Source organism: Parasphingorhabdus sp. W113 (genome assembly GCF_055693205.1).
In genome coordinates this window covers 3,169,386-3,195,000 of the sequence record NZ_CM146328.1, presented here as the reverse complement: position 1 = coordinate 3,195,000, position 25,615 = coordinate 3,169,386, and the positions used below count along the sequence as shown (strand labels likewise).

The window sequence follows — 25,615 nt, the reverse complement described above, 5'->3', positions numbered from 1 at the left end:
ACTGGGGCGGTCGCCTCCTAAAGAGTAACGGAGGCGCGCGATGGTGGGCTCAGGACGGTTGGAAACCGTCTGTTAGAGTGCAATGGCATAAGCCCGCCTGACTGCGAGACTGACAAGTCGAGCAGAGACGAAAGTCGGTCATAGTGATCCGGTGGTCCCTCGTGGAAGGGCCATCGCTCAACGGATAAAAGGTACGCCGGGGATAACAGGCTGATGATTCCCAAGAGCTCATATCGACGGAATCGTTTGGCACCTCGATGTCGGCTCATCACATCCTGGGGCTGGAGCAGGTCCCAAGGGTTTGGCTGTTCGCCAATTAAAGTGGTACGTGAGCTGGGTTCAGAACGTCGCGAGACAGTTTGGTCCCTATCTGCCGTGGGCGTCGATAATTGAAAGGAGTTGACCCTAGTACGAGAGGACCGGGTTGAACATACCTCTGGTGTACCAGTCATGCCGCCAGGCGTGCCGCTGGGTAGCTATGTATGGACGGGATAACCGCTGAAAGCATCTAAGCGGGAAGCCTCCCTTGAGATAAGTTATCATAGAGTCGTGGAAGACCACCACGTTGATAGGCTGGGTGTGGAAGTGCAGTAATGCATGAAGCTAACCAGTCCTAATTACTCTTTTCGCGCTTGTAGAATCCCGCCATCAACAACAATGTTGGAAACAGCTTTGTCGTTGGGGTGGACAATATAAGCTCAGCCCACGGTATCATGTGCATGGATATAAACATGTGCATCATACCAACGATATATCGATTAAAAGACCCGTGATTACAGCTTATGCGCTTGCTTCATTGCTTGGTGGCCATAGCGCCTGTGCCCCACCCGATCCCATCTCGAACTCGGCCGTGAAACCAGGTAGCGCCGATGGTACTTTGTCTTAAGGCATGGAAGAGTAGGTCGTCGCCAGGCATTGCAGCAGGCGCATGGAGATGTAGTCACGAGGAAATAACCCATTCACTTTTTCAAAAAGCGGCCTGTCCGGCAACGGGCCGGCCGCTTTTTTTGATTTTGGCACCGTTGAAAAGCAGTGCCATGGTTGGCGCGGGATGGAGCAGTCCGGTAGCTCGTCAGGCTCATAACCTGAAGGTCGTAGGTTCAAATCCTACTCCCGCAACCAACACATATCATCTTCGTAGTTTTACAAGCCTCGCTGGCAACAGTGGGGCTTTTTTGCGTCTGGGTGTCAGGAATCGCCGGTCGTTCTCCTTTGATCAGGATCGGTTTCTTCAAACCTGTCATTTCAGCCATTGCCGAAACCAGAAATTGCATTATGTTCCATGATCTTGCGGATAGGGGGACGGCGATCAAAAGCGTTGAGCACGAACCAGTGTCGCACACCATATCCGCTTTGCCGCGTGCAACCCTTTTTGGCGGGTTCCAGCTCCATGCGCCAGATGGCACAGAAATCATCATTACCAATCGCCGCGGACAAGCTATTCTCGCGATGCTTTGTCTGGCGCCGGGTGAGCCGCTTGAGCGCAGCTATGTCAGCAAATTGCTGTGGCCGGGCCGATTTGAGACCCAGGCCAAGGCCAGTCTAAGGCAATGTCTGCTGGACCTTGGCAAGCTACTCGCCGCCCATGGCTGCAACCTTCTTGATATCAACCGCACCCGGATCGCGCTCATTCACGGCGCCGTTCAATCCGACTTGTCCGCGCTGGAACGGGCCTTTTCCGAAGGCGATCCTCTTTCAGCGACCGCAATACTTGACCGGATAGGGGCCAAGCCCTTGCTCGAGCAGATGGATTTTGGCGAGGCTTTCGCAGACTGGCTTGCCGCGCAGCGCCGTCAGGTAGAACAGCAAATGCAAAGCGCCACTACCCTGACTTTGGCGGTATTGGAAAAGAACGACCAATTGTCCGATCATGCCCGTTTACTGCGCGCCTGGTCGGTGCGCTCGCCCGCAGGTGGCGCGATTGCGGACCGCAATATCGGCAAGGCGCGGATTGCGGTCCTGCCGTTTAAATCGTCGGCGACACCGGATGATCAGGGGTTTTTTGCCGATGGTATTGTCGACGAACTGATCACGACATTGGGCCAAGTGCCTCAGCTTCTTGTGGCCGGTCGAACCTCGTCTTTTCTGTTTCGCAATTCGGACAAAAGGCCTTCGGAAATCGCCGCTGCGTTGAACGTGTCGCATCTCTTGGAAGGATCCGTTCAGCGGCAGGGTGGACAGGTCCGGATCGATGTCAGCTTGGTCGATCCGGAGACCGGCTTTGAAGTCTGGTCCTATAGCTATGATGGTAGCCTGGATGACATATTTGCCGCCCGGGCCGAGGTAGCTGAAGCGGTGACCAGCGGGCTGGGCCAAGCGCTCAAGCTGAACGGGCATGAGGCCAAGGTGCGAAAGCTGACCGATAACCGGACCGCTTATGGCCTCTATCTGCAGGGTCGTGCCTTGACGATCCGGGCAATCGGTGACGGGGTGCTGCCCACGGCGATCGACTTGCTGAACCAAGCGTTGCAGCTCGACCCCGAATTTGCCGAATGCTGGACCGCGCTGGCAGAGGCCGAAATCAACATGATCGTTTTTACACCCTGTCTGGACCGGATGGAGCGATGCGAACAGGCGGCACAATATGCGAAGCGCGCGCTCGCGCTGGCTCCGGACCAGGCGCATGCCCGAGTCATCCTGGCGATTCACAAATGGACGCAGAACGACATATCCGGTGCACTCGATCTGGTTTTTGAGGCGTATAAGCTCGAGCCAAATAATCCGGATGTTCTAAATCGTGCCGGTTCTTTTCTGCTTTATTGCGGGCGGTCCCGGGATGCCCTGCCTTATATTGAGGCCTCTATCGATCAGGATCCGGTCAACGGGCGCAACTATGGTATTTTGTGCGCGGTGCATATCAATCTCGGGAATATCGAAACGGCCATTAATGCCGGTCAGAGAATGGTCGATCTCGGTTTTCCAACATTGTTTCTCGCCAAGGCAATCGCCGCATCGGGTGACAGGGAAGCGGCTGTCGAATCCTATCAGCAGACAAGAAAGCTGATGAACACGGTGATCTTTCCACCAGCCGGCAGCGCGCCGATGGAACCAGAAGCCATGGATGCCTATTGGCTGATGGCAGCGAAAGGATTGTGGAGTGGAAACGAGCAGGACCGAAAAAATTACTGCATGGTCCTGGAAATGCTCCACGCAACGCTGCACGATCCGTATGATTCAACCATTGTATTGCCCGCCATCTGCATGGGCGAATCGCAGATGGTCTTCAAAACGCTCGGCGCGCAAATCACACCCGCGAATTTCTTCTGTTTCATGTTGCTCTGGTCCGACTTCGATCCGGCCTGTCAGGTGCGACGCGATCCCGGTTTCATCGCATTTGCCGAACGGATCGGGATGGTTGCGGCGTGGGAAAAATATGGCTGGCCAGACTTGCTGCCCAAGCCCGCCGCCTTAGCATGATCCCCGGTTCAATTCGGCTGCGAAGGATTGCGGTTGCCCGAGAGGTGTTCCGTGGCTGCCGATCCAGAGCCTTTGTGTGATGGCCCGACGGTTCGTCTGACCAGTATCAGAATTACGAACAGACAACAGGCAATGCCCACCGCTGCCGGAAACAAGATCGTTGTCCAGGAATACTGTTCCAGCGCCAGGACAACGAACAGGTTGCGCAGCGCGCCGATGCTGAAAAACATGGCATTTTCTTCCTGAGGGCTGACATAGGCTTTGCGCACTGACGGCCCAAATCCGAGCAGGTCTACGATCGTCAGAACGATGACAGCGGAGAGCGCTGTTTCGGTCAGCAGCCACAATGGCAACGCACTCCCTGCCAGCGCGAGAAACACCCAATCCATGCGAACGATGCTGGTGTCACGAGATTTGATCCAGGCGAGCAGGGCGACGCACAAGGTTATCAGACCGGACAGGCCGATCACCATTGCACCGATGCCGCCGCCGTCGAGCAGTTGGGCGATGCAAACAACAATCGTACCGAAACCCCAGATTGTCCATGAAAAGACGTGCGGACGCGTCTCGTCGCGTAAGATCGAGCCGATATAGGGGTAGAATGCGGCAAAGGTGAGGACGAGGGCGATTGCCCCAAATATCTCTTTTGTAAGAAATATTCCAAACATGCGATCAGCATGAAGGATGCCATTGCGGATTGCGAGGCTTATCTCGCGCGCCGGGGTTCAAATTCGATATGCAGCGCCTTGAGTGAGCGCAGCAGGAAGTGCGGATGATATGCGAAATCATTCTGCCCTTCGGCAAACCACATATCTTCGAACCGATCGACAATGGCGGTGAACCCCCAGATCAGTTCCCGCCGCGCAAGCGGGGCGCCGAGGCAATGATGGGTTCCGGACCCGAAGCCCATATGCGCCCCGGCCTTTTTGCGCTCGAGGTCGATCTTTTCCGGACAGGCGAAAAAGCGGTCATCGCGATTGGCGGCGGCGTAGCGAATGTTGATCACCGAGCCAGCGGGAATCGGAACCTCGGCCAGCTCCGTGTCTTCGTGGACGAAGCGCATCAGGCTTTGCACCGGAGATTCCAGGCGCACCACTTCTTCGACGAAGGTTTTCATATATTTGTCGGGATCGGATTTCAGCTGGCGCCAGACATCCTTGTTTTCAATCAGCAGTTTCATGCCCGCAGCCAGAGCATTGGTCGTCGTCTCGCTGCCGCCGACAAAAGTGTCTGCCATCATTTCAGCGTGCAGTTCATTGTCATTCAGCGGGCGCCCCCAGCCCTCAATCACCGTGTTGACGAGTATGCTGATCAGCGAATCATCCGGTTTTGCGCGCAGCTTCTCGAAAATAGGCTGAAAATAATGTTGCGCCTCAATTTCCCGGTCGACCATTTCCAGATGGCGGTCCTCCGGCAACATCATCGAGATGCGCTGGAAAAAGGCATCGGTCCAGCGCTTGATCTGCCACATGTCGCTGCGTTTCGCGCCCATCTGCTCGCCGATGATGAACAGCGGCAGCGGAATCGCAAATTGCTGCACCCAGTCACAATGACCATCGTCGATAAACCCGTCGATCAATTCATAGGCAAGATTTTCGACCAGCGGATCGATCTGCTTGATGCGGCTGGGCTTGAAGGCTTCATTGAACATCGCGCGCATCTGCTTGTGGTTCGGGTCATCGCGCCCCGCCAGTGTTGGCGCTGGTAGCCAGCCCTTTTCTTCGAACCGGCGGGTCACCTTGCGCCCGCGTTCAATATCGGCTGGCGCTGCACGGCTACTCATATCGGGTGCGGCGCTCGGGAACCGGGTGGGGTTGGTCAGGACCTCGCGCACATCGTCATAGCGGCTGACGATATACATATTGTCGGTTCCGGGCTGCTTGTAGACCGGGGCCTCATCGCGCAGCCTTTTATACGCATCATAGGGGCATTGCTGCGTAGCGGAGTCGAACAGATTGACGGCGGGGTCGGTTTTGGTAGTCATCTGGTCCTCCTCAACGCACCATGATTTTTTCTTCGCCCCATGGCGCAATTGCATCGGATGTTCGGAACGCTTCGGGCAATTCGTCGACCATGTGCCAGGTCGCCGCTAGCCGGCCAAAGCCGACGAAAAAGGCGCAGGTCATCCCCAGTTCGACAATCTCGGCTTCGCTGAAATGGGCGCGCAGTTCGTCATGGACGGCATCGGTAATCGCCAGATGGTCGGTTGCCATCAGCTCGCCATAACGGATCGCCGCCTTTTCGGCGGCGGTCAAATTGTCAGCTTCCTCCGGCTTCTCGAGCGAACAAACCGCGTCTTCGTCAACGCCATCTTGGACCGCATCAGTATAGCGGATCGCCATGCAGCTGCGGCACTGGTTGAAAAAGGCGATGCGCAGCCGGACCAGTTCGACCAGGCGTTCGGGCAGCTGCCGGTTCATCTTCAGCGCACCGCCAAATTGCATCAGCCCCAGTGCCTGGTCCGGGCAATGGGCAAAATAGCGGGTCAGGCCCTGTTCGAGATCCGTCTGCTGATCCGGTTGCACCGCATCACGAATACGCGGATCCCATTGCTCTGGCGGTAATTTGGCTATGCGTCCCATCCGATCCTCTCCAATCTGCCAATGGCTATGCGGTCCAGAATAGGCTTAGTTGCCAACAAGAAAACTGACAGATTGGAGAAGGACAGGTTTTGGACAAGACGCCCAACCACAAGCTAAGCCCGATGGCCTGTCCGGTAACACTCGACGATATCGATCTGTTCGGCCCCGGTGCGGCCGAACATTGGTATGAAGCTTATGACATTCTTCACGATCAGGCGCCGGTGTTGCGCATTCCCGGCGAGGGGCTGACGCCGGACAAGGATGCCTTCATCCTGACCAGACATGAAGATATTGCCCGCGTGGTCAAGGATTGGGACCGGTTTCCGCCGACCCTGTCGCTGCTCGTCAAACAGATCGCAGCGACCGGAAAATTGCCTCAGGACATGCCAGATCTCGACGCGATGATCATGTCGATCTGCTCGTTGCGGCCGACTCCGAAACTGTGGCGCGCGCACCGTCAGGAACTGACCGATCCCTGGGTCGGGCCAGGCGCGGGACGGCATCAGGCCATGATAACCGGTCATGTTGATCAGCTGATCGACCAGTGGATTGCCGACGGCGCTGTGGATTTCGTCCGGCAATTTGCCCGGCCCCTGCCGCAACGCACCATGGCCTCGGTGCTCGGCTTTCCGCTGGACGATATTCCGCAACTGGAAATCTGGGGCAATGCGCAGGTCTTGTCCTACGTCCATGGTTGCGGTCACAATAACAAGCTTAGTGTGGAACAGACGCGAGAGAAATTCCGGTTGCTGGATGGTTTCAGCGACTATGTCCGCGCCAAAACAAGCGAGAAACGGGCGAACCCGCAGGATGACATGATCAGTTTCCTCACCCAGGTGCATTACAAGGCGCTGGATCGGCCGCTGACCGATGACGAGATTAATGGCGTTGTCTATGCCATGGTGATTGGCGGATTGGAGACGACCCAATATGCCATTGCCGAACAGGCGCAGCTGATTTGCGAGCGCCCCGGGCTGTTCCAGACACTCCAGCAGGACCGCAGCCTGATCCGGACATTTATCGAAGAAGGCATGCGGCTGCGTTCGCCAACCCAGGGGCTGTCGACGCGAATCACGGCCCAGGATGAACAGTTTCAGGGTGTGGCCGTGCCGGCCGGGTCCTCGTTGCACTTGCGCTGGGCGGCGGCCAATATCGATCCGACCGAATTTGAAGACGCCAAGCAACTGAAGCTGGATCGCAAGGCTGTTACCCGCCACCTCGCCTTTTCCGCGGGACCGAGAGTTTGCCCGGGCGCCGGCCTGTCGCGGCTCGAGCAGACGATCGCCTGGAACCGGCTGCTCGATCGGTTGGAGGATATGTCCTTCGGCGAGGGCAATGATTTTCTGCATCAGCCCGGCATCATGCTCGGCATAAACAAGCTGCATCTGACCTTCACCCCGGCATAGGAGAGAGACATGACCACGCTGTTGGCCCATATAAAGATCAAGCCTGGCAAGGAGGCGCAATGGGAGGCGATCATGGATGATATGGTGGCCCAGACTTTCGCCACGGAAACCGGTGTGAACCGCTATGAATATTGGAAGGGACAGGAAGAGAATTTCTATTATTGCCTGCTGTCTTTCACCGACAAATGGGCCTTTTACCGGCACCAGATGTCCGACCATCATGAGGGCCATGATTTCGCTGCTGTGCTCGCCGATATCCGGCTTGAATATGTCGACCCGGTAACCGGTGCCGGCGGTGATTTGGCAGCGACCCGCGACCCTGCTCTGCCGGATGATGCGGATGCCCTCACAATAACCGCGCAGGAGCGCTTCCCCCTGGCCATTGCCGGCTGGTGGAGCGGAAGGAAATAGATATGGAAAAGGCGTTGCAGGAGCTGCTCGACAAGCAGGCGATCACCGAAGTGCTCAACCGTTATTCGCGAACCCTCGACTGGCTCGACGACGACGGACAGGCGACATGTTACTGGCCCGATGCAGCGATTGACTACGGCTTCTTCAAAGGTTCAGCCACCGATTTTGTCCCCGTCGTCATGGAGATTGAACGCGCTTCGAAACGCCGCTGGCATATGCTGAACAGCGTCCAGATTCGTTTCCTCGGTGCGGCGGCTGCTGACGTGGAATGCTATGGTCTGGCGGTGGGGATAAACGACAAGGAAGGCGAGATGAAGGGCAATCTCCTTGGTGGCCGCTATCTCGACAAATTTGAAAAGCGCACGATCAAGACCGGCGCGGAATGGCGTATTTCACAGCGGAAATATATTCTCGACTGGACAATCCCGCTACCGGTTCAGCCCGATGGCAGCCCGCGCCCCGAATTTCCCTTGCACATGCTGGACCTGACGCAGTCGGGCCATGGCGATTATCGACCGATGTAGGCCCCGAAAAGATGCCCGCGCGAGCGGCGCGGCCAATCAGGCTAAAAATCTCCGATGTCACATTGCAGGCACGTAATCCCGTTGCGCCGCCACATGTCGACAACCTGCTGACGATCATCAACCGTGAACAGGATAGTCTTTCCCAGCGCGAGCAGCCGATGCAGGATTTCTTCCTTGATGATGTGATCCGCCCGATAATCACCATCGGCGCGCATATGCATGGCGCCAAAAGATATCTCGTTCCAGCTCAACCATTGTTCGGTCAGTTTGCGATGCGCTTCGTTGCGGCCAGTGACCAGGATCAACTCATAGGCCCCGGAGGTCCAGAGCGTATGATAGAGCTGAACGACGGGCTGGTTCGGCACGTCGCTTCCCATATTGGCATTAAACGCTTTCCAATCCGGTTTTGCGCCCCGGACCAGATGGCGGCGGTGCTCAATATCTGCCAATGTGCCATCAATATCGAACAATATTGTTGGTTTTTCGTTCATTGACTCCGTCATCCGTTGAGATCTCGCCAGGACAATTCAAACCGAGCGAGATATTTCCGCAGGCGATCGGCATCATTCGCACTTTTGCGTTTCTTGCGCGACTCCGAAAACAACATGCGACCGGCTTCGGACAGTGATTTGCTCTGCTGACAGGTCTTGATGACCTGCGAGAGCTGCGCCCGATCAAAAGGATCCAGAGCGGTGATGACTGCATCATCGAGCACGGTGGCGAGATCATCAGGTGGATTGGAATCCGGATCGGCCCAGAGCGTTTTCAATCTCGTCAACTCCATCTCGACGGTGTGTTTGTCGATCCGGCCCGTGGGGGACAATGTGGCCATGCGGGTCACACTGGATGCCAGATCGCGGAAGTTGCCAGACCAGATCGCGGAACCGGAAGTTGCAAACCGCAGATAGGCGGCTCTGGCTTCCTTGTTGAAGGTTACGCGGCTGCCTTCGCGCTCGGCAAACCGGTCCAGCTCATAGTCAAGATTTGGTTCGATATCCTCCTTGCGGTCTAACAGTCCGGGCAGGGCAAAGGTCCACAGATTGAGCCGCGCGAGCAGATCATCGCGGAATCTGCCTTTGCGCACCGCTTCGGAGAGATCCCTGTTGGTGCCGGCAATCAGCTGAAAGTCGGAAGACACTTCCTTGTCCGCGCCCACCGGCAGAAACCGCTTTTCCTCTATCGCGCGCAAAATCATCGCCTGTTCGTCAGCACCGAGCTCGCCGATCTCGTCGAGGAAAAGAATACCGTCATGTGCAGTCCGCAGCAATCCGGACCGTTCGCTTGCGGCGCCGGTAAAGGCACCCTTTTTGTGGCCGAACAGCGCCGACATCGCGCTATCGCCGCGCAGGGTGGCACAATTGACCTCGACAAATGCGCCGGAAACCTGGTGGTTCAGTTTTTTCAATTCGAAGATCCGCTTAGCGAGCTGGCTTTTGCCCGCACCGGTCGGCCCGGTCAGCAATATCGGCGCCTTGGATCGCCCGGCCACTTGCTCAATCTCGTCGATCAGGGTGTTAAATGCCGGGTTTCTGGTGTCGATGCCGGATTTCAGAAAAGACGTGCCTTCCTCAACCTGCGCGGCAAAACGTGACGCGATGCTGTCATAGCGTGACAAGTCCAGATCGATCATGCTGATCTTGCCGGGATAATAGCCGTTCACACGCGCGGCCGGCTGAGTCTGCAGCAGCCGACCGGGCAGGAAGCGGGCCTCGGTCAGCAGGAACAGGCAAATCTGCATGACATGGGTGCCGGTAGTGATATGGATCAGATAGTCTTCCTGGTCCGGATTGAACGGATAGGACCGAGCAAAATCCAGCAGCTTCCCGTAGACCTCTTCAAATTCCCATGGATCATCGAATTCCAGCACCCGTTTGTCCATTGTGGTTTCGGGAGACACTGTTGCGATGTCGGTGGATATCTGATCGGCCAGTCGACAATGTCTGGTGCCGTGCAGAAGAACAAAGCGGTCGACGCGAACATCTTCATGCATGGTCAGTGACACAGACGGCCGCCATTTGTTCCAGCGGGTAGGGCCAAATTTTCCGGCATCTAGCGTGGAACCGAGAAATCCGATAACGACGAGAGGTTTCATGACTATCCGATAATATATAATACTATATAATAATATAAGAAAATGCGATTCTAGAAATTGAGAAAATGAGAACCTGCGCAGCGATATAGAAAAAATCTAATAAAATCATATGGATAAAGAGGTGACGGCCGAGTTTCGGCAAAACTGGCACATGCGCTGCAATAGGAAAGGGGCCTGGCTGGTTGGTCAAACATGGTTGGCCAGGTGACGCGGAAACCGGAGCGGCTGGAATGGGCCAGCCGCTCCCGAGGACATTCTCCGCGGATCAACAGCCTGTCCTCGCAGCTTTTGGCTGCTAAGAACAAGACAAGGAGACCTGCGATGGTCGATATGAACTATGAATTTGTGGACGTTGAAGGCGGCCATCCGATCAAGATGTGGACACGCGGTGTCCCGGTTGATGATGGCGCGCGCGTCCAGCTTGCGAAAGCGGCGCAGATGCCGTTTATCTTCAGCCATATGGCGGCCATGCCTGACGTGCATGTCGGGATTGGCGCAACCGTTGGTTCGGTTATTCCGACCAAGGGTGCGGTTATTCCAGCCGCAGTCGGTGTTGATATCGGTTGCGGCATGATGGCCGCGCAGACATCGCTGATGGCGAGCGACCTGCCGGATAATCTGGAGGCCATCCGTTCAGCGATCGAAGCCGCTGTGCCGCATGGCCGGTCCGTGGGACGTGGTCGCCGGGACAAGGGCTCTTGGGGAGATCCACAGCAGGAGATCCTCGATGCGTGGACTCCGCTATCTGCGCGGTTTGACCGGATTACGGACAAATATCCGCGGTTCAAGAATACCAACAACGTGGTCCATCTCGGCACGCTGGGTACGGGCAATCATTTCATCGAACTGTGCCTCGATACCCAAGACCGGGTGTGGATCATGCTGCACAGTGGTTCGCGGGGTGTCGGTAACGCGATTGGCTCGCAATTTATCGAGCTGGCCAAGCGGGATATGCGCAAATGGCATATCAATCTGCCGGATCAGAATCTCGCCTATTTCCCGGAAGGGACCGATCATTTTGACGATTATGTCGAAGCGGTCGAATGGGCGCAGGATTTTGCGATGGCGAACCGTCAGATGATGATGAAAAATGTCATCAAGGCGCTGCGCGGCCAGATTGCCAAACCGTTTGATGCGGATGTGGAGGCGATTAACTGCCATCACAACTATGTCAATCGGGAGCGGCATTTTGGTGAGGATGTGCTGATCACCCGAAAGGGTGCGGTGCGTGCCTCCAAGGGCATGATGGGTATCATCCCGGGCTCAATGGGTGCGAAATCGTTCATTGTCCGGGGGCTTGGCAACCGGGACAGCTTTGAAAGCTGCAGCCATGGTGCCGGCCGGGTGATGTCCCGGACAGAAGCCAAAAAAGCCGTGACGCTGGAAGAACATATCGAAGATACCAAAGGCGTCGAATGCCGGAAGGATATCGGTGTGCTCGACGAGACGCCGAAGGCCTACAAGCCGATCGAGGCGGTCATGGCCGCGCAGGATGATCTCGTCGAGATTGTCCATACGTTGAAACAGGTTGTGTGTGTGAAGGGCTAGCCCTTCACACACCGGCTTGCTGGAGAGAATATCATGTCCAAAGTCAATCTTGCTGACATTCCCGGCGACGTTCAGGCGGAAATCGAAACCCGGTTGGCGACGATCGAACGCGACGAAGACGTACAGATTCTGTTGGCTATCGAATCCGGCTCTCGGGCCTGGGGCTTTCCTTCGCCCGACAGCGACTATGATGTGCGGTTTGTCTATCTCCGCAAACGCGACTGGTATCTCAGCCTGCGTCCGGGGCGGGACGTGATCGAGCAGCCGATTGTCGATGACATCGATCTCAACGGCTGGGATATCCGCAAAGCGCTTGGGCTTTTGCTGAAATCCAACGCCGTCGTCAGCGAGTGGATGGAATCACCGATAAGATATCGCGCCGATCATCCGGTTGTTGATCAGCTCAAAGGCTTGGCCGATGATGTTCTCAACGGGCGGGCCCTGGCACATCACTATGCCAATCTTGGTCGAAACAATGCCAATCGCTGGATCACAAAGGGCGGGGACGTGCCGGTGAAGAAATATTTCTATTCACTCCGCCCGGCTTTGGCGATCCGCTTCTTGCGCCATCATCCCGGGGAACGCCCGCCGATGGACTTGCAGGCGCTCGTCGATGCCACGGATTTGTCAGTGACGATTGTCGCCGACATTGATGCGCTTATTGCAGCCAAAAAGATAACAAATGAAAAGAGCAGTGGGGCCAGAAAACCGGCCATAGATGCTCTGATAAACGAAGAACTCGGTCGCGCATCCGAAGTGGCCGAACAGGCAGGCGACGAGGCGGCATGTCATGCGCGCGCAGAACAGATATTTTTGGAATTGGTGAACAGATGATTATTATTAATGGCTCCGAAGGCGAAGGCGGTGGGCAGGTTCTCAGAAGCGCTGCATCGCTCTCGCTGGTCACGGGACAGCCCTTTCAGATTACCAATATTCGCGGGAAGCGTGAGAAGCCGGGGCTGATGCGCCAGCATGTCACGTCGCTGGAGGCCGCCTGTGCGATCAGTGCATCTGTATGCGAAGGCCTCACTGTAGGCGCGTCGGACATCACGTTCCGGCCGGGCCCGATCCGGGCGGGGGACTATAAGTTTGCGGTCGGGACAGCCGGCAGCACCAATCTGGTTCTGCAGACGATTCTGCCGGCGCTGATTTTTGCCGATGGCCCGTCGCATATTGTTCTGGACGGCGGCACGCATAATCTGATGGCGCCGCCATTTGATTTTATTGAACGAACCTTTCTGCCGATTATCAACCGCATGGGGCCGACCGTTTCGGCCAAGCTGGTTCGCCATGGTTTCTATCCGCAAGGCGGCGGGCGCATCGCCATTGATGTTACGCCCGCGCCGCTACGGCGCATGGATTGTCTTGATCGCGGCAAGCTGCGGTCGAGCAAAGGCACGGCCTATTTTGCCGGTCTGCCTTTTGAAATTGCCGAGCGGGAAGTGACCGCGGCACAGAAGGTTCTGGGCTGGGAAGAGGAAGCAATCGGCGTGCGGGAATTGCCCGAAGATCAGGGGCCAGGCAATATCCTGATCCTGGAAGCGTCTTATGAGAATGTCAGCGAAATCGTGGCGGGCTTTGGCAAATTTGGTCTGAAGGCCGAGCGGCTGGCGAAGACCGCCGCGAACCGGATGAAAGGCTATATGGCCAGCGACGCTTTTGCCGGCCCTTATCTGGCTGATCAGCTGCTGCTGCCCTTTGCGCTCGCCGGTGGCGGTTCCTTTACCACGGTCAAGCCAAGCCAGCACAGTCGCACCAATGCCGCTATTATCGAAACATTTACCGGTCGAAAAACCGTGTTTGATCAGCAAGATAACGGCACATTTCTTGTGACCGTAAAATAATCGCTACGGCGCGGAGATTTTCGCCATCCGGAAGGCGGTGAAGAGCAGCGCAACGCCGGCAAACTTGTTGAGTCCGGTGATGATCCAGGTTTTCATTTTGCTGCGCGAGAGGCTTTGCCCCAGATAGGCGTAAACGGAGTAAACCAGGATATCCAGGATCGCGGTGACCAGTCCCATGATCAGGATTTGCGGGATGATGGGTTGGCTAGGATCCAGAAATTGCGGCAAGATCGCCGCAAAATATAGCAGCGCCTTGGGGTTCGCAAATTCGACCAGAAAGCCCTTGGCGAACCGTGCTTTTGCGGTTTCGGGACGGCCTTTGACGATGTTCAGCCCGCCGCTCTTGCTGAACAGGGCGGAAAGGCCAAGATAGACCAGATAGCCGACGCCAGCCCATTTGATCGCGGTGAACAGAAAACTCGAGGCGATGATGATCGACGCGATACCCAGGGCTGACAGCGCGAAATAGACCGCGTTGGCGCTGGCAACGCCCAATATCCCCATTTGTGCCCGCCACAGGCCGTTACCCGATCCTTGCGATGTTATGGCGAGGGCCGCTGGCCCGGGCGCGGCAATCACGACCAATGTGGTGCCGACGAAAAGCAGGAAAATGTTGAAGTCGATAAGACCCTCCCTTAGTTTCGAAATGTTGCTGGAATCTAAGCTGCTTGATGGCGGCCAACCACCAGCACTATGCCGGGAGCACCGGAAATTGTCCGGATGGGAAGGCGATTGGGGCGTTGATATGAGTAAACGCGGTCTCGACGACAAGGATTTGCAGCTGTTGAAAGCCCTGCAGGCCAATGCTCGCGCCAGTCTGGTTTCCCTGTCGCGGACCATTAATCTGTCGCGGAGCTCGACCCATGACCGGATCACCCGCCTGGAAGAACAGGGCGTGATCAAGGGCTATACGATTCGTGTCGATCGCACCCAGCTGCCGGCGACCAGGGCCTTTCTTACCCTTCAATTTGCAACCGGGGCGTCGCAAAATGCACTGGTTGGTACGATCCATGAGATGCACGGCGTCGAAGCGGCCTATTGCCTGTCGGGCGATGTCGATATGCTGGTCTATTGCGAGTGTGAAACCATCGAGGACCTCGCCGAATTGCGCGAACAGCTGGCTGGGCGGGAAGGCGTAACCGGAATGACGACGCGGCATGTGCTGGTTTCCTCGGTCTCCTGACAAACGAGAGTATCTGCTGTTGCGATCCTGCGCTATGCACCGTCCTTGTCCTGTAAAGGTTGCGAAATGTCCGTAGAACTGCCGCTTAAACTCCAATCCCTGTCCAAATCCTTGCCCAACGGCAGGACCCTGTTCACCGATATTGATCTGTCCCTGTCGCGCGGCGAATTTGTGTCGATTCAGGGAGAGTCCGGCGTCGGCAAATCGACCTTGCTCAATCTCGCGGCCGGACTGGATGCGCCAACCCGCGGCGAGGTTGTGATCGCCGGCCGGAGTCTCGCCGGACTGGCCGAGACCGAGCTGACAAACTGGAGAGCGGCGCATATCGGCTTTGTCTTTCAGGCCTTTCATGTCCTGCCATTCCTGACCTTGGTTCAGAATGTTTCTCTGCCGGCGATATTAACCGGTGACCCGCGTGAAACCGCGCTCGCCAAAGCCGCAGAAATGGTGGACCGGGTGGGATTGGGCGACCGCGCCGAAGGGGCGGTGTCAGAGCTGTCTGGCGGCGAGTTGCAACGCGTTGCCATTGCCCGCGCCCTGGTTCATGCCCCGACCCTGATTCTGGCCGATGAGCCGACCGGCAATCTCGATCCCGGGACCTCACGGGACATTATGGCGCTGATGACAGAGGTCGTGAAATCAAACGGTGCGGCGATGATATTGGTGACCCATTCGGCGATCGATGCCGCTGCCGCCGATCGCCGTCTGATGATGACCGCAGAGGGCATGCGGGTGCTTGATGACTAGCCAAGCGAACAGCAGCAAAAGCGGCCACATCATCTGGCGCTGGCTGCTGGTAGGGCAGTTTCGTAGCTTCCCGTTCCGTTATATTTTTGCGATGCTGTCAATTGCGATCGGTATCGCGCTGGGCTTTTCCATCCATCTGATCAACGCCTCTGCGAGCGATGCTTTTGGTGATGCGGTGCGCAACATATCCGGCGATGCCGACGCGCAAGTGGCGGGCGCGACCAGCCTCGGTTTTGACGAACAGCTCTACGCGACCTTGTTTGCGCTTCCGCAAGTTGCCGATATCAGTCCGGTAATAGAGATGCCGGCTTTGCTCGGCGCCGCCGGAACCCGGGTCAAGCTGATCGGCATCGATCCGTTCCGGGCGGCGAGCATTACGCCACTGCTGCTCGGCCGGCAGGACCGGAGCACGGATCAGTCCGCGGGCCGGACCGGCGGCCAATCGGCCTTTGATCTGAACGCCCTGTACCTGAGCCGCACAGCCATGGATGGCATTGAAGCCAAAGTGGGCAGCCGGGTGACCCTGCGCGCCAATGATCAGAGTCATATATTCGTGATCGCGGGTGATCTTCCGGGCATTGCCGCCGGGCAAGCGGTTGCGGTTACCGATATTGCCACCGCACAGTGGCGCTTTAACCGCTTGGGTCTGCTCGACCGGCTGGACATCAAGCGGGCCGACACGGTTTCCCAAGCATCGCTCAACCGCGCTCTGACAACGGCCTTGCCCGAAGACGCCCGCATCACCGGCGCTGCGAACGAAACCCAGAAAAGAAATAGCCTGTCGCGCGCCTATCGGGTCAATCTCGAGATGCTGGCGCTGGTCGCGCTCGTGACGGGAGGGTTTCTGGTCTATTCGGCCCAGTCGCTCTCTGCGCAAACCCGGCAACCGCAATTTGCCTTGCTGCGGATCCTCGGGCTGCAAAAAACGCACCTTCAGCGTCAATTGCTGATCGAGGGGCTGGCGCTGGGAGTCATCGGGTCGCTGCTCGGATTGCTGCTCGGCTATGGTTTCGCCAATATTGTGTTGCGGCTGGTGGGCGCGGATCTCGGAGCCGGCTATTTTGCCAGTGCTGCCGGTCCGCTGGATGTCCGGTTGTCCGCCGTGGCGGCGTTTCTGGTGTTCGGCATCGGAACCGCGATTTTGGGGAGCGTTGTTCCGGGGCGCCGCGCCGCCCGCACGATACCGGCCCAGGCGCTGAAGGATTCCGCCGATATCTCTGGGCCGGTCAAAGGCCCGGGCTGGGTGCCCGGGGCAGGACTGATCCTGGTCGGGGCAGTGCTGACCACCTTGCCATCGGTGGATGGCTTACCCCTGTTCGGCTATCTGGCCGTTGCCGCGCTATTGGGTGGCGCGATCTGGTTGACACCGTGGCTGGCCAAAAGCCTGTTGCAACCTTTGCAAAGATTTTCGGCGACAAATCTGCCCTTTGATCTGGCGCTAAACCATCTGATGCGGTCTCCGTCCCAGGCTGCCGCTGCCCTTGGTGGCATTGTTGCCAGCGTCGGGTTGATGATCGCGATGGTGATCATGGTGTCGAGTTTCCGCACATCGGTCGACAACTGGCTGGGATCGATTCTCAGCGCCGATCTCTATGTATCTGGTGGCCTGGCAGCGTCGCGTTTCGATGCTACTGAGCAAGCGCAAATTGCCGATCTGCCGGGCATTGCAACGGCCGAGTTCAGCAAGAGCGTGGCGATGAGCCTGGATCCCAAGAAGCCGCCGGTCAACCTGATCATCCGCCCGGTCGCTGCCTCGCAATATCCGCTGCCTTTGATCGCCAATGCGGGTCAGGACGGGACCGGTGTTCCGATCTGGGTCTCGGAACCGGCAGCCCTGCTTTATGGCCTCGAAATTGGCGAGACCGTGCGGCTGCCGATTGGCGACGGCGGCGTTGTCACTTACGTCGCGGGGATCTGGAGCGATTATGCCAATCAGCAGGGATCGATTGTCCTCGAGTCGACCGATTATAACCAGCTGACCGGCGACCGCGACCGCACCGAGATTGCGATATCGCTGGCCGGCACGGATGCGACGGATGCGATCGATGCGGAAGTTGACAGACTGGCGCCGCTTATAAACCGCATTGCCGGTGCCACGGTCAATATCTCTCCGGCGCGCGGTATCCGCGAAATCGCCCTTGGGCTGTTCGACCGCAGTTTCGCAATCACCTACGGGCTGCAGGCGGTCGCCATATTGATTGGCATGATCGGCGTTGGTGCGACTTTTGCAGCACAAGTGGGGACGCGCGTGAAAGAATTTGGGATGTTGCGTCATATCGGACTGCGCAAGGGTCAGATTGTCGGCATGCTGGGCAGTGAGGGTCTGCTATTGGGGGCGGTCGGCCTGGCTGCCGGACTCGCCTCCGGCCTGGCGATCAGCCAGGTTCTGGTGCATGTGATCAATCCGCAATCGTTCAATCTCACGATGAAAACCCATATCCCATGGGGATTGCTTGTCGGGATTTCGGCTGCGCTCTTGTTAACCTCCGCTCTGACCGCGGTTTTTGCAGGGCGGCGGGCCGTCGCACGGGACGCGCTTCGTGCCGTCAATGAGGATTGGTAATGCGTCATCTGTCTTTCCTGAGTCTGATCATCGCCGTCCTGCTGTCCGCTGGCGCCTGGGCGATGACGAGCACGGTCTATCCGGAAGTGAAGCCCGGCAAGACCATCTCCTTCCCCGCGGATCACGGATCGCATGATGCGTTTCGGACCGAGTGGTGGTATTTTACCGGCTGGCTCGAGACCGAAAGCGGCGAGCCTTTGGGTTTCCAGATCACTTTTTTCCGCACGCGGCCCGATGTCGAAAGCGGCAATCCCAGCGCCTTTGCGCCCAATCAGGTCATTTTTGGCCATGCCGCGTTGTCCGATCCCAAGACCGGTAAACTGCTTCATGATCAACGGATTGGCCGGGCCGGTTTTGGTCTGATCGATGCAGCCGCGTCGGATGCGGCAGTGCGGTTGCTGGACTGGCGGCTGGATCGCAAGCGCAACGGGACGTTTGTAAGCAAAGTCGACGGCAAGGCGTTCAATCTCGATCTCACAATGACACCCACGCAGCCGCCGATGCTCAATGGCCAGGCCGGCTATAGCCGCAAAGGCCCGCGGCCGTCGCAGGCGAGCTATTATTATTCCGTGCCACAGCTGACCGTGACCGGTGTCGTGGACCATGAAGGAAAGCGTTTGCGGGTCACCGGCCAGGCCTGGCTGGATCGCGAATGGTCCTCCGATGTCTTGCCGGAAAACGCCGTGGGATGGGACTGGACGGGATTGAATTTTGATGATGGCAGCGCCTTGATGGCTTTTCAGGTGCGCGGCGCCGACGGCCGGCCGGTCTATGCCGGTGGCAGCTTTCGGGCGGCCGACGGCACGCAGACCGTGCTGGCACCTGAAGATGTCCAGTTCCATCCCAGACGCACCTGGACATCACCCGAAACCGGGGCGGTCTATCCGGTAGAAGCGGAATTTGTCGTGACCGTGGGAGGCGCGCAGAAACGCTATCGGCTCAAACCCATGTTTGATGCCCAGGAACTGAGCGGTCCATTCACCCCGAGCTACTGGGAAGGCGCCGTCACCACCGAGGGCGGACGGGGTTATCTCGAGATGACCGGCTATGCGGAAGCCATCGCCCTGTGATTTCGCCGAACCGGGAAACCGGGCTTTGCATCGCCGCGTTTTTATCCTAGCGCACAGGGGATAATTTTGGAACGGAGCCCCGCATGCAATTTGATGAAGTCATTCTCGGTCGTCGCAGTATTCGCGGGTATAAGCCCGATCCGGTGCCGCAGGAGCTGATCACGGAGATTATCGGCCTGGCGATGCGCGCGCCGTCATCGATGAATACCCAGCCGTGGAATTTCTATGTCATCACCGGTGCGCCGCTCGAACAGATTCGCAAGGGGAATACCGAACGGATGCTCGCTGGCGTCCCGCAATCCCGCGAATTCCGGACCGGCGAGGCCTTTGCCGGTCAGCATCGTGATCGGCAAATCGGGGTGGCCAAACAGCTCTTCTCCGCGATGGAGATTGCCCGTGACGACAAGGATGCGCGGCAGGACTGGGTGATGCGAGGATTCCGCCAGTTTGATGCACCGGTCTGTGTGATCATCACTTATGACCGCGTCCTCGACGGCAGCGATGATACGCCGTTTGACTGTGGTGCGGTGGCAACCGCTTTGGTCAACGCGGCCTGGTCGCGCGGCCTGGGGACGGTGATCAACAGCCAGGGCATCATGCAGTCCCCGGTGGTGCGCGAGCATGCCGGTATTGCCGAAGACCAGGTGATCATGAAAAGCATCGCGCTCGGTTGGCCGGATGAAAGCTTCCCGGCAAACAGCGTTGTGTCGACCCGCAAGCCGGTTGAAGAAGCCGCGCGATTTGTGGGCTTCGATAGCTAGCATCGCCGCCATCCGCCTGAGCTGACGGTGCTACAGTTTCGTTCGCTTGCCGACCGCTGTCAGACTTCTGCCGCCATATAGCTTGCCTGATTGATCGCCGCTTTGGCGTCCAGTTCCTTGGCTTCGAACGCGCCGCCAATCAGGTCGGCGGGCAGGTCCCGGGATTGCAGGTCGTCATAGAGATCACGCAGCGGATCCTGTCCCGCACAGATGATGATCGTATCCGCTTCAACCAGCTGTGGCTGGCCATCATGCTGGAGGATATGCAGGCCATCGTCGTCGATCTTCACATATTCGACACCATTCATCATGCCGACCCCGCGCCGGGTTAGCGCCAGCCGGTGGGTCCAGCCGGTGGTCTTGCCCAGGCCCGAGCCGACCCGGCTTTCCTTGCGCTGCAGCAGGGTGATCTCGCGGTCGGACTTGGCGACTTCCGGCTCGACGCCGGTGACTCCGCCGCGCGGATGGTTTTCGAAATCGACACCCCATTCCCTGGCGAAGACCGCGCGGTCCACCGCACCGGAAGGGCCGGAATGGCTGATCAGCTCGCTGACATCAAAGCCAATTCCCCCGGCGCCGACAATGGCGACTTTCTTGCCAACCTGCTTGGCTCCGGTAATGACATCAATATAGCCGGCGACTTTGGGATGATCGATCCCGTCAATATCCGGCGTCCGCGGCTTGATCCCGGTCGATATGATGATCCGGTCAAAGCCCTCGTCCTGCAGCATCTGTGCGTCGGCGCGCGTGTTCAGGCGCAGGTCGATGCCGTGGACCTCGATCATCCGCCGATAGTAGCGCAAGGTCTCGTAAAATTCTTCCTTGCCCGGAATGGTCTTGGCGAGATTGAACTGACCGCCAATTTCCGATGCCGCTTCGTAGAGTGTGACGGCGTGGCCGCGCTCGGCCGCTACCGTCGCATAGGCGAGGCCAGCCGGGCCTGCGCCGACGACAGCGATGCGTTTCGGTGCTGTTGTCGGCAAATAATTGAGCTTGGTTTCATGACAGGCGCGCGGATTGACCAGGCAGGTGGTCAGCTTGCCGGAAAATGTGTGATCAAGGCAGGCCTGATTGCAGGCAATACAGGTGTTGATTTCGTCTTCCCGGCCTTCGACGGCTTTGCGCATGAACGCGCTGTCGGCCAGCAACGGGCGGGCCATCGATACCAGATCGGCATCGCCGCGGGCGAGCACTTCTTCTGCGACATCCGGCATGTTGATCCGGTTGGAGGTGATCACCGGCACGTTGACGGCCTTGCGCAGCCGCCCGGTCACCGAAGTAAACGCCGCCCGAGGCACCATGGTGGCGATGGTTGGTACGGCGCTTTCATGCCAGGTGAAATGAGTCGAAATAATCGTGACGCCGGCTTTTTCCAGCGCCTGGCCGAGCGTCGTGATCTCTTCCCAGCTCATCCCGCCTTCGAGCATGTCCATCGCGGCAATGCGGAAGATCAGGATGAAATCCTCGCCAACCGCAGCGCGGGTCTGTTCGACAATCTCGAGCGCAAAGCGCATCATATTTTCATAGGATCCGCCATATTCATCTTCCCGCAAATTGGTCTTGCGAACGAGGAAGGTGGAGATCAGATAGCCGGCGGATCCGATGATTTCGACGCCGTCATAGCCGGCCTTCTGGGCCATCAGGGCGCATTGCACATGATCGTCAATCTGTTTCTGGATGCCGGCTTTGTCGAGTTCATTGGGGACATGGCGGGCGATCCGCGACCGCACGGCGGAGGGGGCGACCATTTTGGGATTATTGGCGAGCGGGCCGGGATGCAGGATCTGCATGCAGATTTTCACGTCCGGATCGGCGGCGTGCACCGCGTCGGTGACGAGCCGGTGCTTGGCCGCCTCTTCGGTATTGGACATCCGCGCGCCATGGGGTCCGGATTCTTCATTCGGGGCAATGCCGCCGGTGATGATCATGCCGATATTATTGGCGGCGCGCTCGGCAAAATAGGCGGCCATTCGTTCGAACCCGCCCTCCATCTCTTCAAGCCCGGTATGCATGGAGCCCATGATCGAGCGGTTTTTGATGGTGGTGAAGCCCAGGTCGAGCGGTTCAAGCAATAATGGATAGGTCATATCAGGCTGTCTAGCGCGCTGGCGGCGCTTTGCCATTATCCTAAATAGTAGCGGTTGCGAAATTGAGGCACAGCTTCAGAAGACCGCATGGTCTCCGCGTTCCGCCCGGGCGTCACCGGCAATCAGCCGGGCGTGATAGTCTGCCAGCGTCTCGGTGCCGAACGATGGCGTGGCCTCGGCGTCATATTCGCCGGTTTGCGGGTTCCACACGAGCATCGATTCCGTGGCATAATAGCGGCCGATTCGCGCCAATTCGGCTTTGGCGGCGACGGCCGGGAACAGGCGGCCGAGCAAGGCGAGCAATCCGATAATGCCATCCAGCAAGCGGACCGGCACATGCCGGAAGCGCGGTTCCTGGTCGAGCAGCGCGAACAGCTGTTCGCCTTGTTGCCTTGGCGTCAGCGCTGGCCCCGGACCGCCAATCGGCAGGATCTGATCAAACCGGCTTTCCTCATCGATGCACGCGGCGAGATATTGCCCGAGATCAGCATCGCTAATCGGCTTGCACGCGGTCAGCTGGCCATTGCCGAACAGCAAAAAGGGCTTGCCTAGCCGGACCCGCTCGACCTGGCCCGAGAGCGATTTGAAAAAGGCAGTGGGCCGGACGATCGAATAGCGCAGACCGGATTCGATCAGGACGGTCTCGAACGCCAATTTGGCCTGCTGAAACGCCAGTACCGGTTTCTGGACACAGATGGCGGACAACAGGATCATATGCTGGATGCCAGCGTCCCGCGCCGCTGCCAACGCCGTACAATGGGCCGCATAGTCAATCGCCCAGGCATCTTCCGGCGCGCCGGTGCGGGAGGCCAGACAGGATAGCAGCACGTCAAAGAATTCTCCGCGAAACCCGTCTTTGCGGAGGGATTCGGGATCGGTTGCGTCGCCATAGCGAATCTCGGCATCCGCCGGCAGAGCGCGGTCGCCACTGGGTGCGCTTTCGGTGGTCAATGGCCGGCGGACCAGGCAAACCACCTGATGGCCGCGGCGCACCAGCGCCCTGACCGTTGCGCGGCCGATCGTTCCGGTGGCACCCAGCACGAATATGCGTTTCCCGGGCCCGGCGCTCTGAGAATGTTGACGATTGGCGGTCATGGTGCCGGAGAGAGTGGCAGGCCGTTGCAGCGCGCGCAAGCGTCGCACGATTGTGCGGCCAATATGCGGCCACGGAGCCGGTCTTTAGCGATTTTTAAGGCTGTTGCTGTAACGCTTTGTAAATAGGAACGGAGAATGGGATCAACAGAGACTGTCATATTGTGGAAAAGCCCGATCAGACCGACATTGTGATCACGGTGGATACCGAATTGTCCGCTGCTCTGCACCAGGGCGGTGTGGGCCCGGCTGCCAATTTTGTAAGTTCCATTCTCGGCCGTTGTGTCAACGGGGCCTATGGCATTGTTTATCAGATGGACCAGCTTGATGCCTATGATCAAAAGGCAGTGTTCTTCGTCGACCCCATGCCAGCGCTGGTTTATGGCCCGGATATTGTTGCCGACATGGTCGGGCCGATTGTCGAGCGCGGGCACGAAGTACAGTTGCACATCCACACCGAATGGCTGGAATGGGCCAAAAAGTCACCGGTCGGCGGCCGACAGGGCCGTAATCTTGCCGATTTTTCCTATGAGGATCAACTGACGCTGCTGACCTTGGGCCGCGACTGGCTGGTTGCCGCCGGCGCGCCGGAACCGGTGGCATTTCGGGCGGGCAATTATGGCGCCAATGATGACAGTTTGCGCGCCTTGCATGCTCTCGGTCTGGTTTGGGATTCCAGTTTCAATCCGGCGTCTGACATTCAGGATTGCCGGATCAGCTTGCCGGCAGACCAATCGTCGCCAGTTTATCGTGAAAAGATCGTCGAGCTGCCGGTCGCGGCAATCTATGACCGGCCAGGCAATATTCGTCCGGCCCAGATTTGCGCGCTCTCGAGCACCGAAATGCGGGCGGCGATCGACCACGCCGTTGCCCAGCAGCATCCTGCTTTCGTCATTGTGACCCACAGTTTTGAACTGCTTTCGCGGGATCGCAAACGGGTCAATCGAACGGTAGCCCGGCGCTTTGAACGGCTTGTTCAATATATCTACGGCCGCCCCGACATCGGAACGACGGGGTTTCGCGCTCTGGACCCCGATCACATGGTCAAGCGCTGTGATCCTCTGACCCGCCTGAAAGCCAATAGCTGGCGCACCAGAAAGCGGATCGGGGAACAGATCTGGGCGCAACTGCGGTACGAATAGCCACAGTCTGGCGGTATAATCGGGTCTCGCCGGGACCGCTGCGACTTGTATCTCTCCACCGTCTGTGCATGAAGGAGCCGAGCGCTGCTCTGCGGTCAGCAATGGAACGGATAGTATGAAATTTGCGATTATCGGAGCCGGGATGGCGGGCATGTCCTGTGCCCTGGCATTGCAGGCACAGGGCCATCATGTGCAGCTGTTCGACAAGGGCCGCGGAGCGGGCGGGCGCCTGTCCACCCGGCGGACGCAGACCGCGCTTGGAGAAACCAGCTTTGACCACGGTGCGCCTAGTTTTGTCGCCCGGACCGCAGAATTTGAACGGCAATGCGCTGAGTGGCACCAGCAGGGGCTGCTTGCCCGATGGCCTGAGGCAGACGCAGAGTCCTGGGTCGGCCATCCCCGCATGAACGCGCCGCTCAAGGCCATGGCTACCGCGCTGGATGTTCGATGGCGCAATCTGGTTACCGGGTTTGACCGTGATCCGCAGGCGCCGGATGGCGGTTGGCGGTTACGAGGTGTGTCGGAAGACAGCAATGCGTTTGATGCGGTGATTGTCGCCACGCCGGCTGAGCAGGCCGCGCCGCTTCTGGAGCCCTGGGAATCCGGTTTTGCGCGGGCAGCGGCGGCTGTGCGCTCGCAACCTTGCTGGACCGTGATGCTGTCCTTTGCGGCGCCCTTGCCGCTGCCAACCGCTGTTGCGCTTGGACGGAAAGGCGCCATTGCAAAGGCGATGCGCAATGCCGACAAGCCGGGCCGGCCAGCGATAGAAAGCTGGGTGATTCAGGCCAATGCGGCTTGGTCAGAGGCGCATCTCGAAGATGGGCCGGAGGATGTCTGTGCAGCCATGCGCGCTGAACTGACAGGGCTGGTGCCGGCCATGCCGGAGATTCTATCGGAAAGCGCCCATCGCTGGCGCTATGCACAGCCCGATGGCACAGCCGATCCCCAGACACGCCCGGATGCGGTTTGGAACAGCGCCTTGCAGATCGGTATTTGTGGCGACTGGGTTTTGGGGTCGACGGTCGAACAGGCCTGGCTATCCGGGATTCAGCTGGCGCGGCAGATCTGCGCGCAGGTTTGAGCGCGCCGATACCGGACATATCCTAGCCCACAAAAAAACCGGCGACCCCTTGCGGAGCCGCCGGC

22 protein-coding genes, 1 tRNA gene and 2 rRNA genes (1 of these 25 running past the window's edge) are annotated in these 25,615 nt (G+C 58.2%); 17 read left to right on the top strand and 8 right to left on the bottom strand.

Features of this window, described 5'->3' with window-relative positions; genetic code table 11:
- The 4 genes from ACZ1GS_RS15440 to ACZ1GS_RS15425 all read left to right on the top strand — a co-directional run.
- Positions 1-637, top strand: a 23S ribosomal RNA gene (locus ACZ1GS_RS15440) (it extends 2,160 nt beyond the left edge of the window).
- A gap of 162 nt (positions 638-799) precedes the next feature.
- Positions 800-914: ribosomal RNA gene (gene rrf / locus ACZ1GS_RS15435) — 5S ribosomal RNA — on the top strand.
- A 131-nt stretch (positions 915-1,045) separates the two neighbouring features.
- Positions 1,046-1,122: transfer RNA gene (locus ACZ1GS_RS15430), tRNA-Met, on the top strand.
- Positions 1,123-1,275: 153 nt separating this feature from the next.
- Positions 1,276-3,417, top strand: a complete 2,142-nt coding sequence (locus ACZ1GS_RS15425; RefSeq protein WP_472696057.1) for a tetratricopeptide repeat protein — start codon at positions 1,276-1,278, stop codon at positions 3,415-3,417.
- Positions 3,418-3,425: 8 nt separating this feature from the next.
- Here the strand turns inward: ACZ1GS_RS15425 and ACZ1GS_RS15420 are convergent, their stop codons facing one another.
- Genes ACZ1GS_RS15420 through ACZ1GS_RS15410 form a run of 3 tightly spaced genes read right to left on the bottom strand, consistent with a single transcriptional unit; the run spans position 3,426 to position 5,999 of the window.
- Entirely contained in the window at positions 3,426-4,085 is a 660-nt protein-coding gene (locus tag ACZ1GS_RS15420) for a hypothetical protein (protein ID WP_472696056.1), read from the bottom strand.
- 38 nt (positions 4,086-4,123) lie between these two features.
- The gene (locus ACZ1GS_RS15415) at positions 4,124-5,401 is read right to left on the bottom strand and encodes a cytochrome P450 (RefSeq protein WP_472696055.1); all 1,278 of its coding nucleotides are present in this window, start codon (positions 5,399-5,401) and stop codon (positions 4,124-4,126) included.
- Between the two features lie 10 nt (positions 5,402-5,411).
- Positions 5,412-5,999, bottom strand: coding sequence for a carboxymuconolactone decarboxylase family protein (locus tag ACZ1GS_RS15410; RefSeq protein WP_472696054.1), 588 nt, complete (start codon positions 5,997-5,999; stop codon positions 5,412-5,414).
- An 89-nt stretch (positions 6,000-6,088) separates the two neighbouring features.
- Here ACZ1GS_RS15410 and ACZ1GS_RS15405 point away from each other — a divergent pair, with 89 nt between their 5' ends.
- From ACZ1GS_RS15405 to ACZ1GS_RS15395, 3 genes are read left to right on the top strand one after another with little or no spacing between them, the layout of a single operon-like run.
- Positions 6,089-7,405: a cytochrome P450 gene (locus ACZ1GS_RS15405; RefSeq protein WP_472696053.1), complete on the top strand. Its 1,317-nt coding sequence runs from the start codon at positions 6,089-6,091 to the stop codon at positions 7,403-7,405.
- Between the two features lie 9 nt (positions 7,406-7,414).
- Positions 7,415-7,816, top strand: a complete 402-nt coding sequence (locus ACZ1GS_RS15400; RefSeq protein WP_472696052.1) for a putative quinol monooxygenase — start codon at positions 7,415-7,417, stop codon at positions 7,814-7,816.
- Between the two features lie 2 nt (positions 7,817-7,818).
- Entirely contained in the window at positions 7,819-8,340 is a 522-nt protein-coding gene (locus ACZ1GS_RS15395) for a nuclear transport factor 2 family protein (RefSeq protein WP_472696051.1), read from the top strand.
- A gap of 41 nt (positions 8,341-8,381) precedes the next feature.
- Here the strand turns inward: ACZ1GS_RS15395 and ACZ1GS_RS15390 are convergent, their stop codons facing one another.
- Positions 8,382-8,831 (bottom strand): phosphatase domain-containing protein, encoded by a 450-nt coding sequence (locus tag ACZ1GS_RS15390; protein WP_472696050.1) that lies wholly within the window; start codon positions 8,829-8,831, stop codon positions 8,382-8,384.
- A gap of 8 nt (positions 8,832-8,839) precedes the next feature.
- Positions 8,840-10,432 carry an RNA repair transcriptional activator RtcR gene (gene rtcR, locus ACZ1GS_RS15385; protein WP_472696049.1) on the bottom strand — a complete coding sequence of 531 codons (1,593 nt, stop codon included), beginning with the start codon at positions 10,430-10,432 and terminating at the stop codon, positions 8,840-8,842.
- 321 nt (positions 10,433-10,753) lie between these two features.
- Here rtcR and ACZ1GS_RS15380 point away from each other — a divergent pair, with 321 nt between their 5' ends.
- The 3 genes from ACZ1GS_RS15380 to rtcA are packed head-to-tail and all read left to right on the top strand — an operon-like array spanning position 10,754 to position 13,824.
- Complete coding sequence (locus ACZ1GS_RS15380; RefSeq protein ID WP_472696048.1) at positions 10,754-11,980, top strand: RtcB family protein; 1,227 nt, start codon at positions 10,754-10,756, stop codon at positions 11,978-11,980.
- A 33-nt stretch (positions 11,981-12,013) separates the two neighbouring features.
- Entirely contained in the window at positions 12,014-12,814 is an 801-nt protein-coding gene (locus ACZ1GS_RS15375; RefSeq protein ID WP_472696047.1) for a nucleotidyltransferase domain-containing protein, read from the top strand.
- The gene (rtcA, locus tag ACZ1GS_RS15370; protein WP_472696046.1) at positions 12,811-13,824 is read left to right on the top strand and encodes an RNA 3'-terminal phosphate cyclase; all 1,014 of its coding nucleotides are present in this window, start codon (positions 12,811-12,813) and stop codon (positions 13,822-13,824) included. Before ACZ1GS_RS15375 ends, rtcA begins: the two co-directional genes overlap by 4 nt.
- A gap of 3 nt (positions 13,825-13,827) precedes the next feature.
- Here the strand turns inward: rtcA and ACZ1GS_RS15365 are convergent, their stop codons facing one another.
- Positions 13,828-14,403 carry a LysE family translocator gene (locus ACZ1GS_RS15365; RefSeq protein ID WP_472696045.1) on the bottom strand — a complete coding sequence of 192 codons (576 nt, stop codon included), beginning with the start codon at positions 14,401-14,403 and terminating at the stop codon, positions 13,828-13,830.
- A gap of 166 nt (positions 14,404-14,569) precedes the next feature.
- On the opposite strand from ACZ1GS_RS15365, the gene ACZ1GS_RS15360 reads away from it, so the two are divergent.
- The 5 genes from ACZ1GS_RS15360 (at position 14,570) to ACZ1GS_RS15340 (ending at position 20,148) form a co-directional block, all read left to right on the top strand.
- Positions 14,570-15,007 (top strand): Lrp/AsnC family transcriptional regulator, encoded by a 438-nt coding sequence (locus ACZ1GS_RS15360; RefSeq protein ID WP_472696044.1) that lies wholly within the window; start codon positions 14,570-14,572, stop codon positions 15,005-15,007.
- Between the two features lie 66 nt (positions 15,008-15,073).
- A complete protein-coding gene (locus ACZ1GS_RS15355) occupies positions 15,074-15,754 on the top strand; it encodes an ABC transporter ATP-binding protein (RefSeq protein WP_472696043.1) in 681 nt (226 codons plus the stop codon).
- Positions 15,747-18,317 carry an FtsX-like permease family protein gene (locus ACZ1GS_RS15350; protein WP_472696042.1) on the top strand — a complete coding sequence of 857 codons (2,571 nt, stop codon included), beginning with the start codon at positions 15,747-15,749 and terminating at the stop codon, positions 18,315-18,317. Before ACZ1GS_RS15355 ends, ACZ1GS_RS15350 begins: the two co-directional genes overlap by 8 nt.
- Entirely contained in the window at positions 18,317-19,387 is a 1,071-nt protein-coding gene (locus ACZ1GS_RS15345) for a lipocalin-like domain-containing protein (protein WP_472696041.1), read from the top strand. Before ACZ1GS_RS15350 ends, ACZ1GS_RS15345 begins: the two co-directional genes overlap by 1 nt.
- Before the next feature lie 83 nt (positions 19,388-19,470).
- Complete coding sequence (locus tag ACZ1GS_RS15340; protein WP_472696040.1) at positions 19,471-20,148, top strand: nitroreductase; 678 nt, start codon at positions 19,471-19,473, stop codon at positions 20,146-20,148.
- 59 nt (positions 20,149-20,207) lie between these two features.
- On the opposite strand, the gene ACZ1GS_RS15335 is transcribed toward ACZ1GS_RS15340, so the two are convergent.
- The gene (locus ACZ1GS_RS15335) at positions 20,208-22,235 is read right to left on the bottom strand and encodes an oxidoreductase (protein ID WP_472696039.1); all 2,028 of its coding nucleotides are present in this window, start codon (positions 22,233-22,235) and stop codon (positions 20,208-20,210) included.
- Positions 22,236-22,310: 75 nt separating this feature from the next.
- Positions 22,311-23,378: an NAD(P)H-binding protein gene (locus ACZ1GS_RS15330; protein ID WP_472696038.1), complete on the bottom strand. Its 1,068-nt coding sequence runs from the start codon at positions 23,376-23,378 to the stop codon at positions 22,311-22,313.
- A gap of 113 nt (positions 23,379-23,491) precedes the next feature.
- Here ACZ1GS_RS15330 and ACZ1GS_RS15325 point away from each other — a divergent pair, with 113 nt between their 5' ends.
- The gene (locus ACZ1GS_RS15325) at positions 23,492-24,469 is read left to right on the top strand and encodes a polysaccharide deacetylase family protein (protein ID WP_472696037.1); all 978 of its coding nucleotides are present in this window, start codon (positions 23,492-23,494) and stop codon (positions 24,467-24,469) included.
- A gap of 115 nt (positions 24,470-24,584) precedes the next feature.
- Complete coding sequence (locus tag ACZ1GS_RS15320) at positions 24,585-25,550, top strand: NAD(P)/FAD-dependent oxidoreductase (RefSeq protein ID WP_472696036.1); 966 nt, start codon at positions 24,585-24,587, stop codon at positions 25,548-25,550.
- Positions 25,551-25,615: the final 65 nt, after the last annotated feature.

Excerpts from the sequence above, each read along its gene's own strand:
- ACZ1GS_RS15420 (WP_472696056.1), bottom strand. The coding sequence starts at position 4,085 with ATGTTTGGAATATTTCTTACAAAAGAGATATTTGGGGCAATCGCCCTC.
- ACZ1GS_RS15380 (WP_472696048.1), top strand. The coding sequence starts at position 10,754 with ATGGTCGATATGAACTATGAATTTGTGGACGTTGAAGGCGGCCATCCG.
- ACZ1GS_RS15340 (WP_472696040.1), top strand. The coding sequence starts at position 19,471 with ATGCAATTTGATGAAGTCATTCTCGGTCGTCGCAGTATTCGCGGGTAT.
- ACZ1GS_RS15335 (WP_472696039.1), bottom strand. The coding sequence starts at position 22,235 with ATGACCTATCCATTATTGCTTGAACCGCTCGACCTGGGCTTCACCACC.
- ACZ1GS_RS15415 (WP_472696055.1), bottom strand. The coding sequence starts at position 5,401 with ATGACTACCAAAACCGACCCCGCCGTCAATCTGTTCGACTCCGCTACG.
- ACZ1GS_RS15355 (WP_472696043.1), top strand. The coding sequence starts at position 15,074 with ATGTCCGTAGAACTGCCGCTTAAACTCCAATCCCTGTCCAAATCCTTG.
- ACZ1GS_RS15360 (WP_472696044.1), top strand. The coding sequence starts at position 14,570 with ATGAGTAAACGCGGTCTCGACGACAAGGATTTGCAGCTGTTGAAAGCC.
- rtcR (WP_472696049.1), bottom strand. The coding sequence starts at position 10,432 with ATGAAACCTCTCGTCGTTATCGGATTTCTCGGTTCCACGCTAGATGCC.
- ACZ1GS_RS15375 (WP_472696047.1), top strand. The coding sequence starts at position 12,014 with ATGTCCAAAGTCAATCTTGCTGACATTCCCGGCGACGTTCAGGCGGAA.
- ACZ1GS_RS15345 (WP_472696041.1), top strand. The coding sequence starts at position 18,317 with ATGCGTCATCTGTCTTTCCTGAGTCTGATCATCGCCGTCCTGCTGTCC.
- ACZ1GS_RS15350 (WP_472696042.1), top strand. The coding sequence starts at position 15,747 with ATGACTAGCCAAGCGAACAGCAGCAAAAGCGGCCACATCATCTGGCGC.
- ACZ1GS_RS15410 (WP_472696054.1), bottom strand. The coding sequence starts at position 5,999 with ATGGGACGCATAGCCAAATTACCGCCAGAGCAATGGGATCCGCGTATT.
- ACZ1GS_RS15425 (WP_472696057.1), top strand. The coding sequence starts at position 1,276 with ATGTTCCATGATCTTGCGGATAGGGGGACGGCGATCAAAAGCGTTGAG.
- ACZ1GS_RS15320 (WP_472696036.1), top strand. The coding sequence starts at position 24,585 with ATGAAATTTGCGATTATCGGAGCCGGGATGGCGGGCATGTCCTGTGCC.
- rtcA (WP_472696046.1), top strand. The coding sequence starts at position 12,811 with ATGATTATTATTAATGGCTCCGAAGGCGAAGGCGGTGGGCAGGTTCTC.
- ACZ1GS_RS15390 (WP_472696050.1), bottom strand. The coding sequence starts at position 8,831 with ATGAACGAAAAACCAACAATATTGTTCGATATTGATGGCACATTGGCA.
- ACZ1GS_RS15395 (WP_472696051.1), top strand. The coding sequence starts at position 7,819 with ATGGAAAAGGCGTTGCAGGAGCTGCTCGACAAGCAGGCGATCACCGAA.
- ACZ1GS_RS15400 (WP_472696052.1), top strand. The coding sequence starts at position 7,415 with ATGACCACGCTGTTGGCCCATATAAAGATCAAGCCTGGCAAGGAGGCG.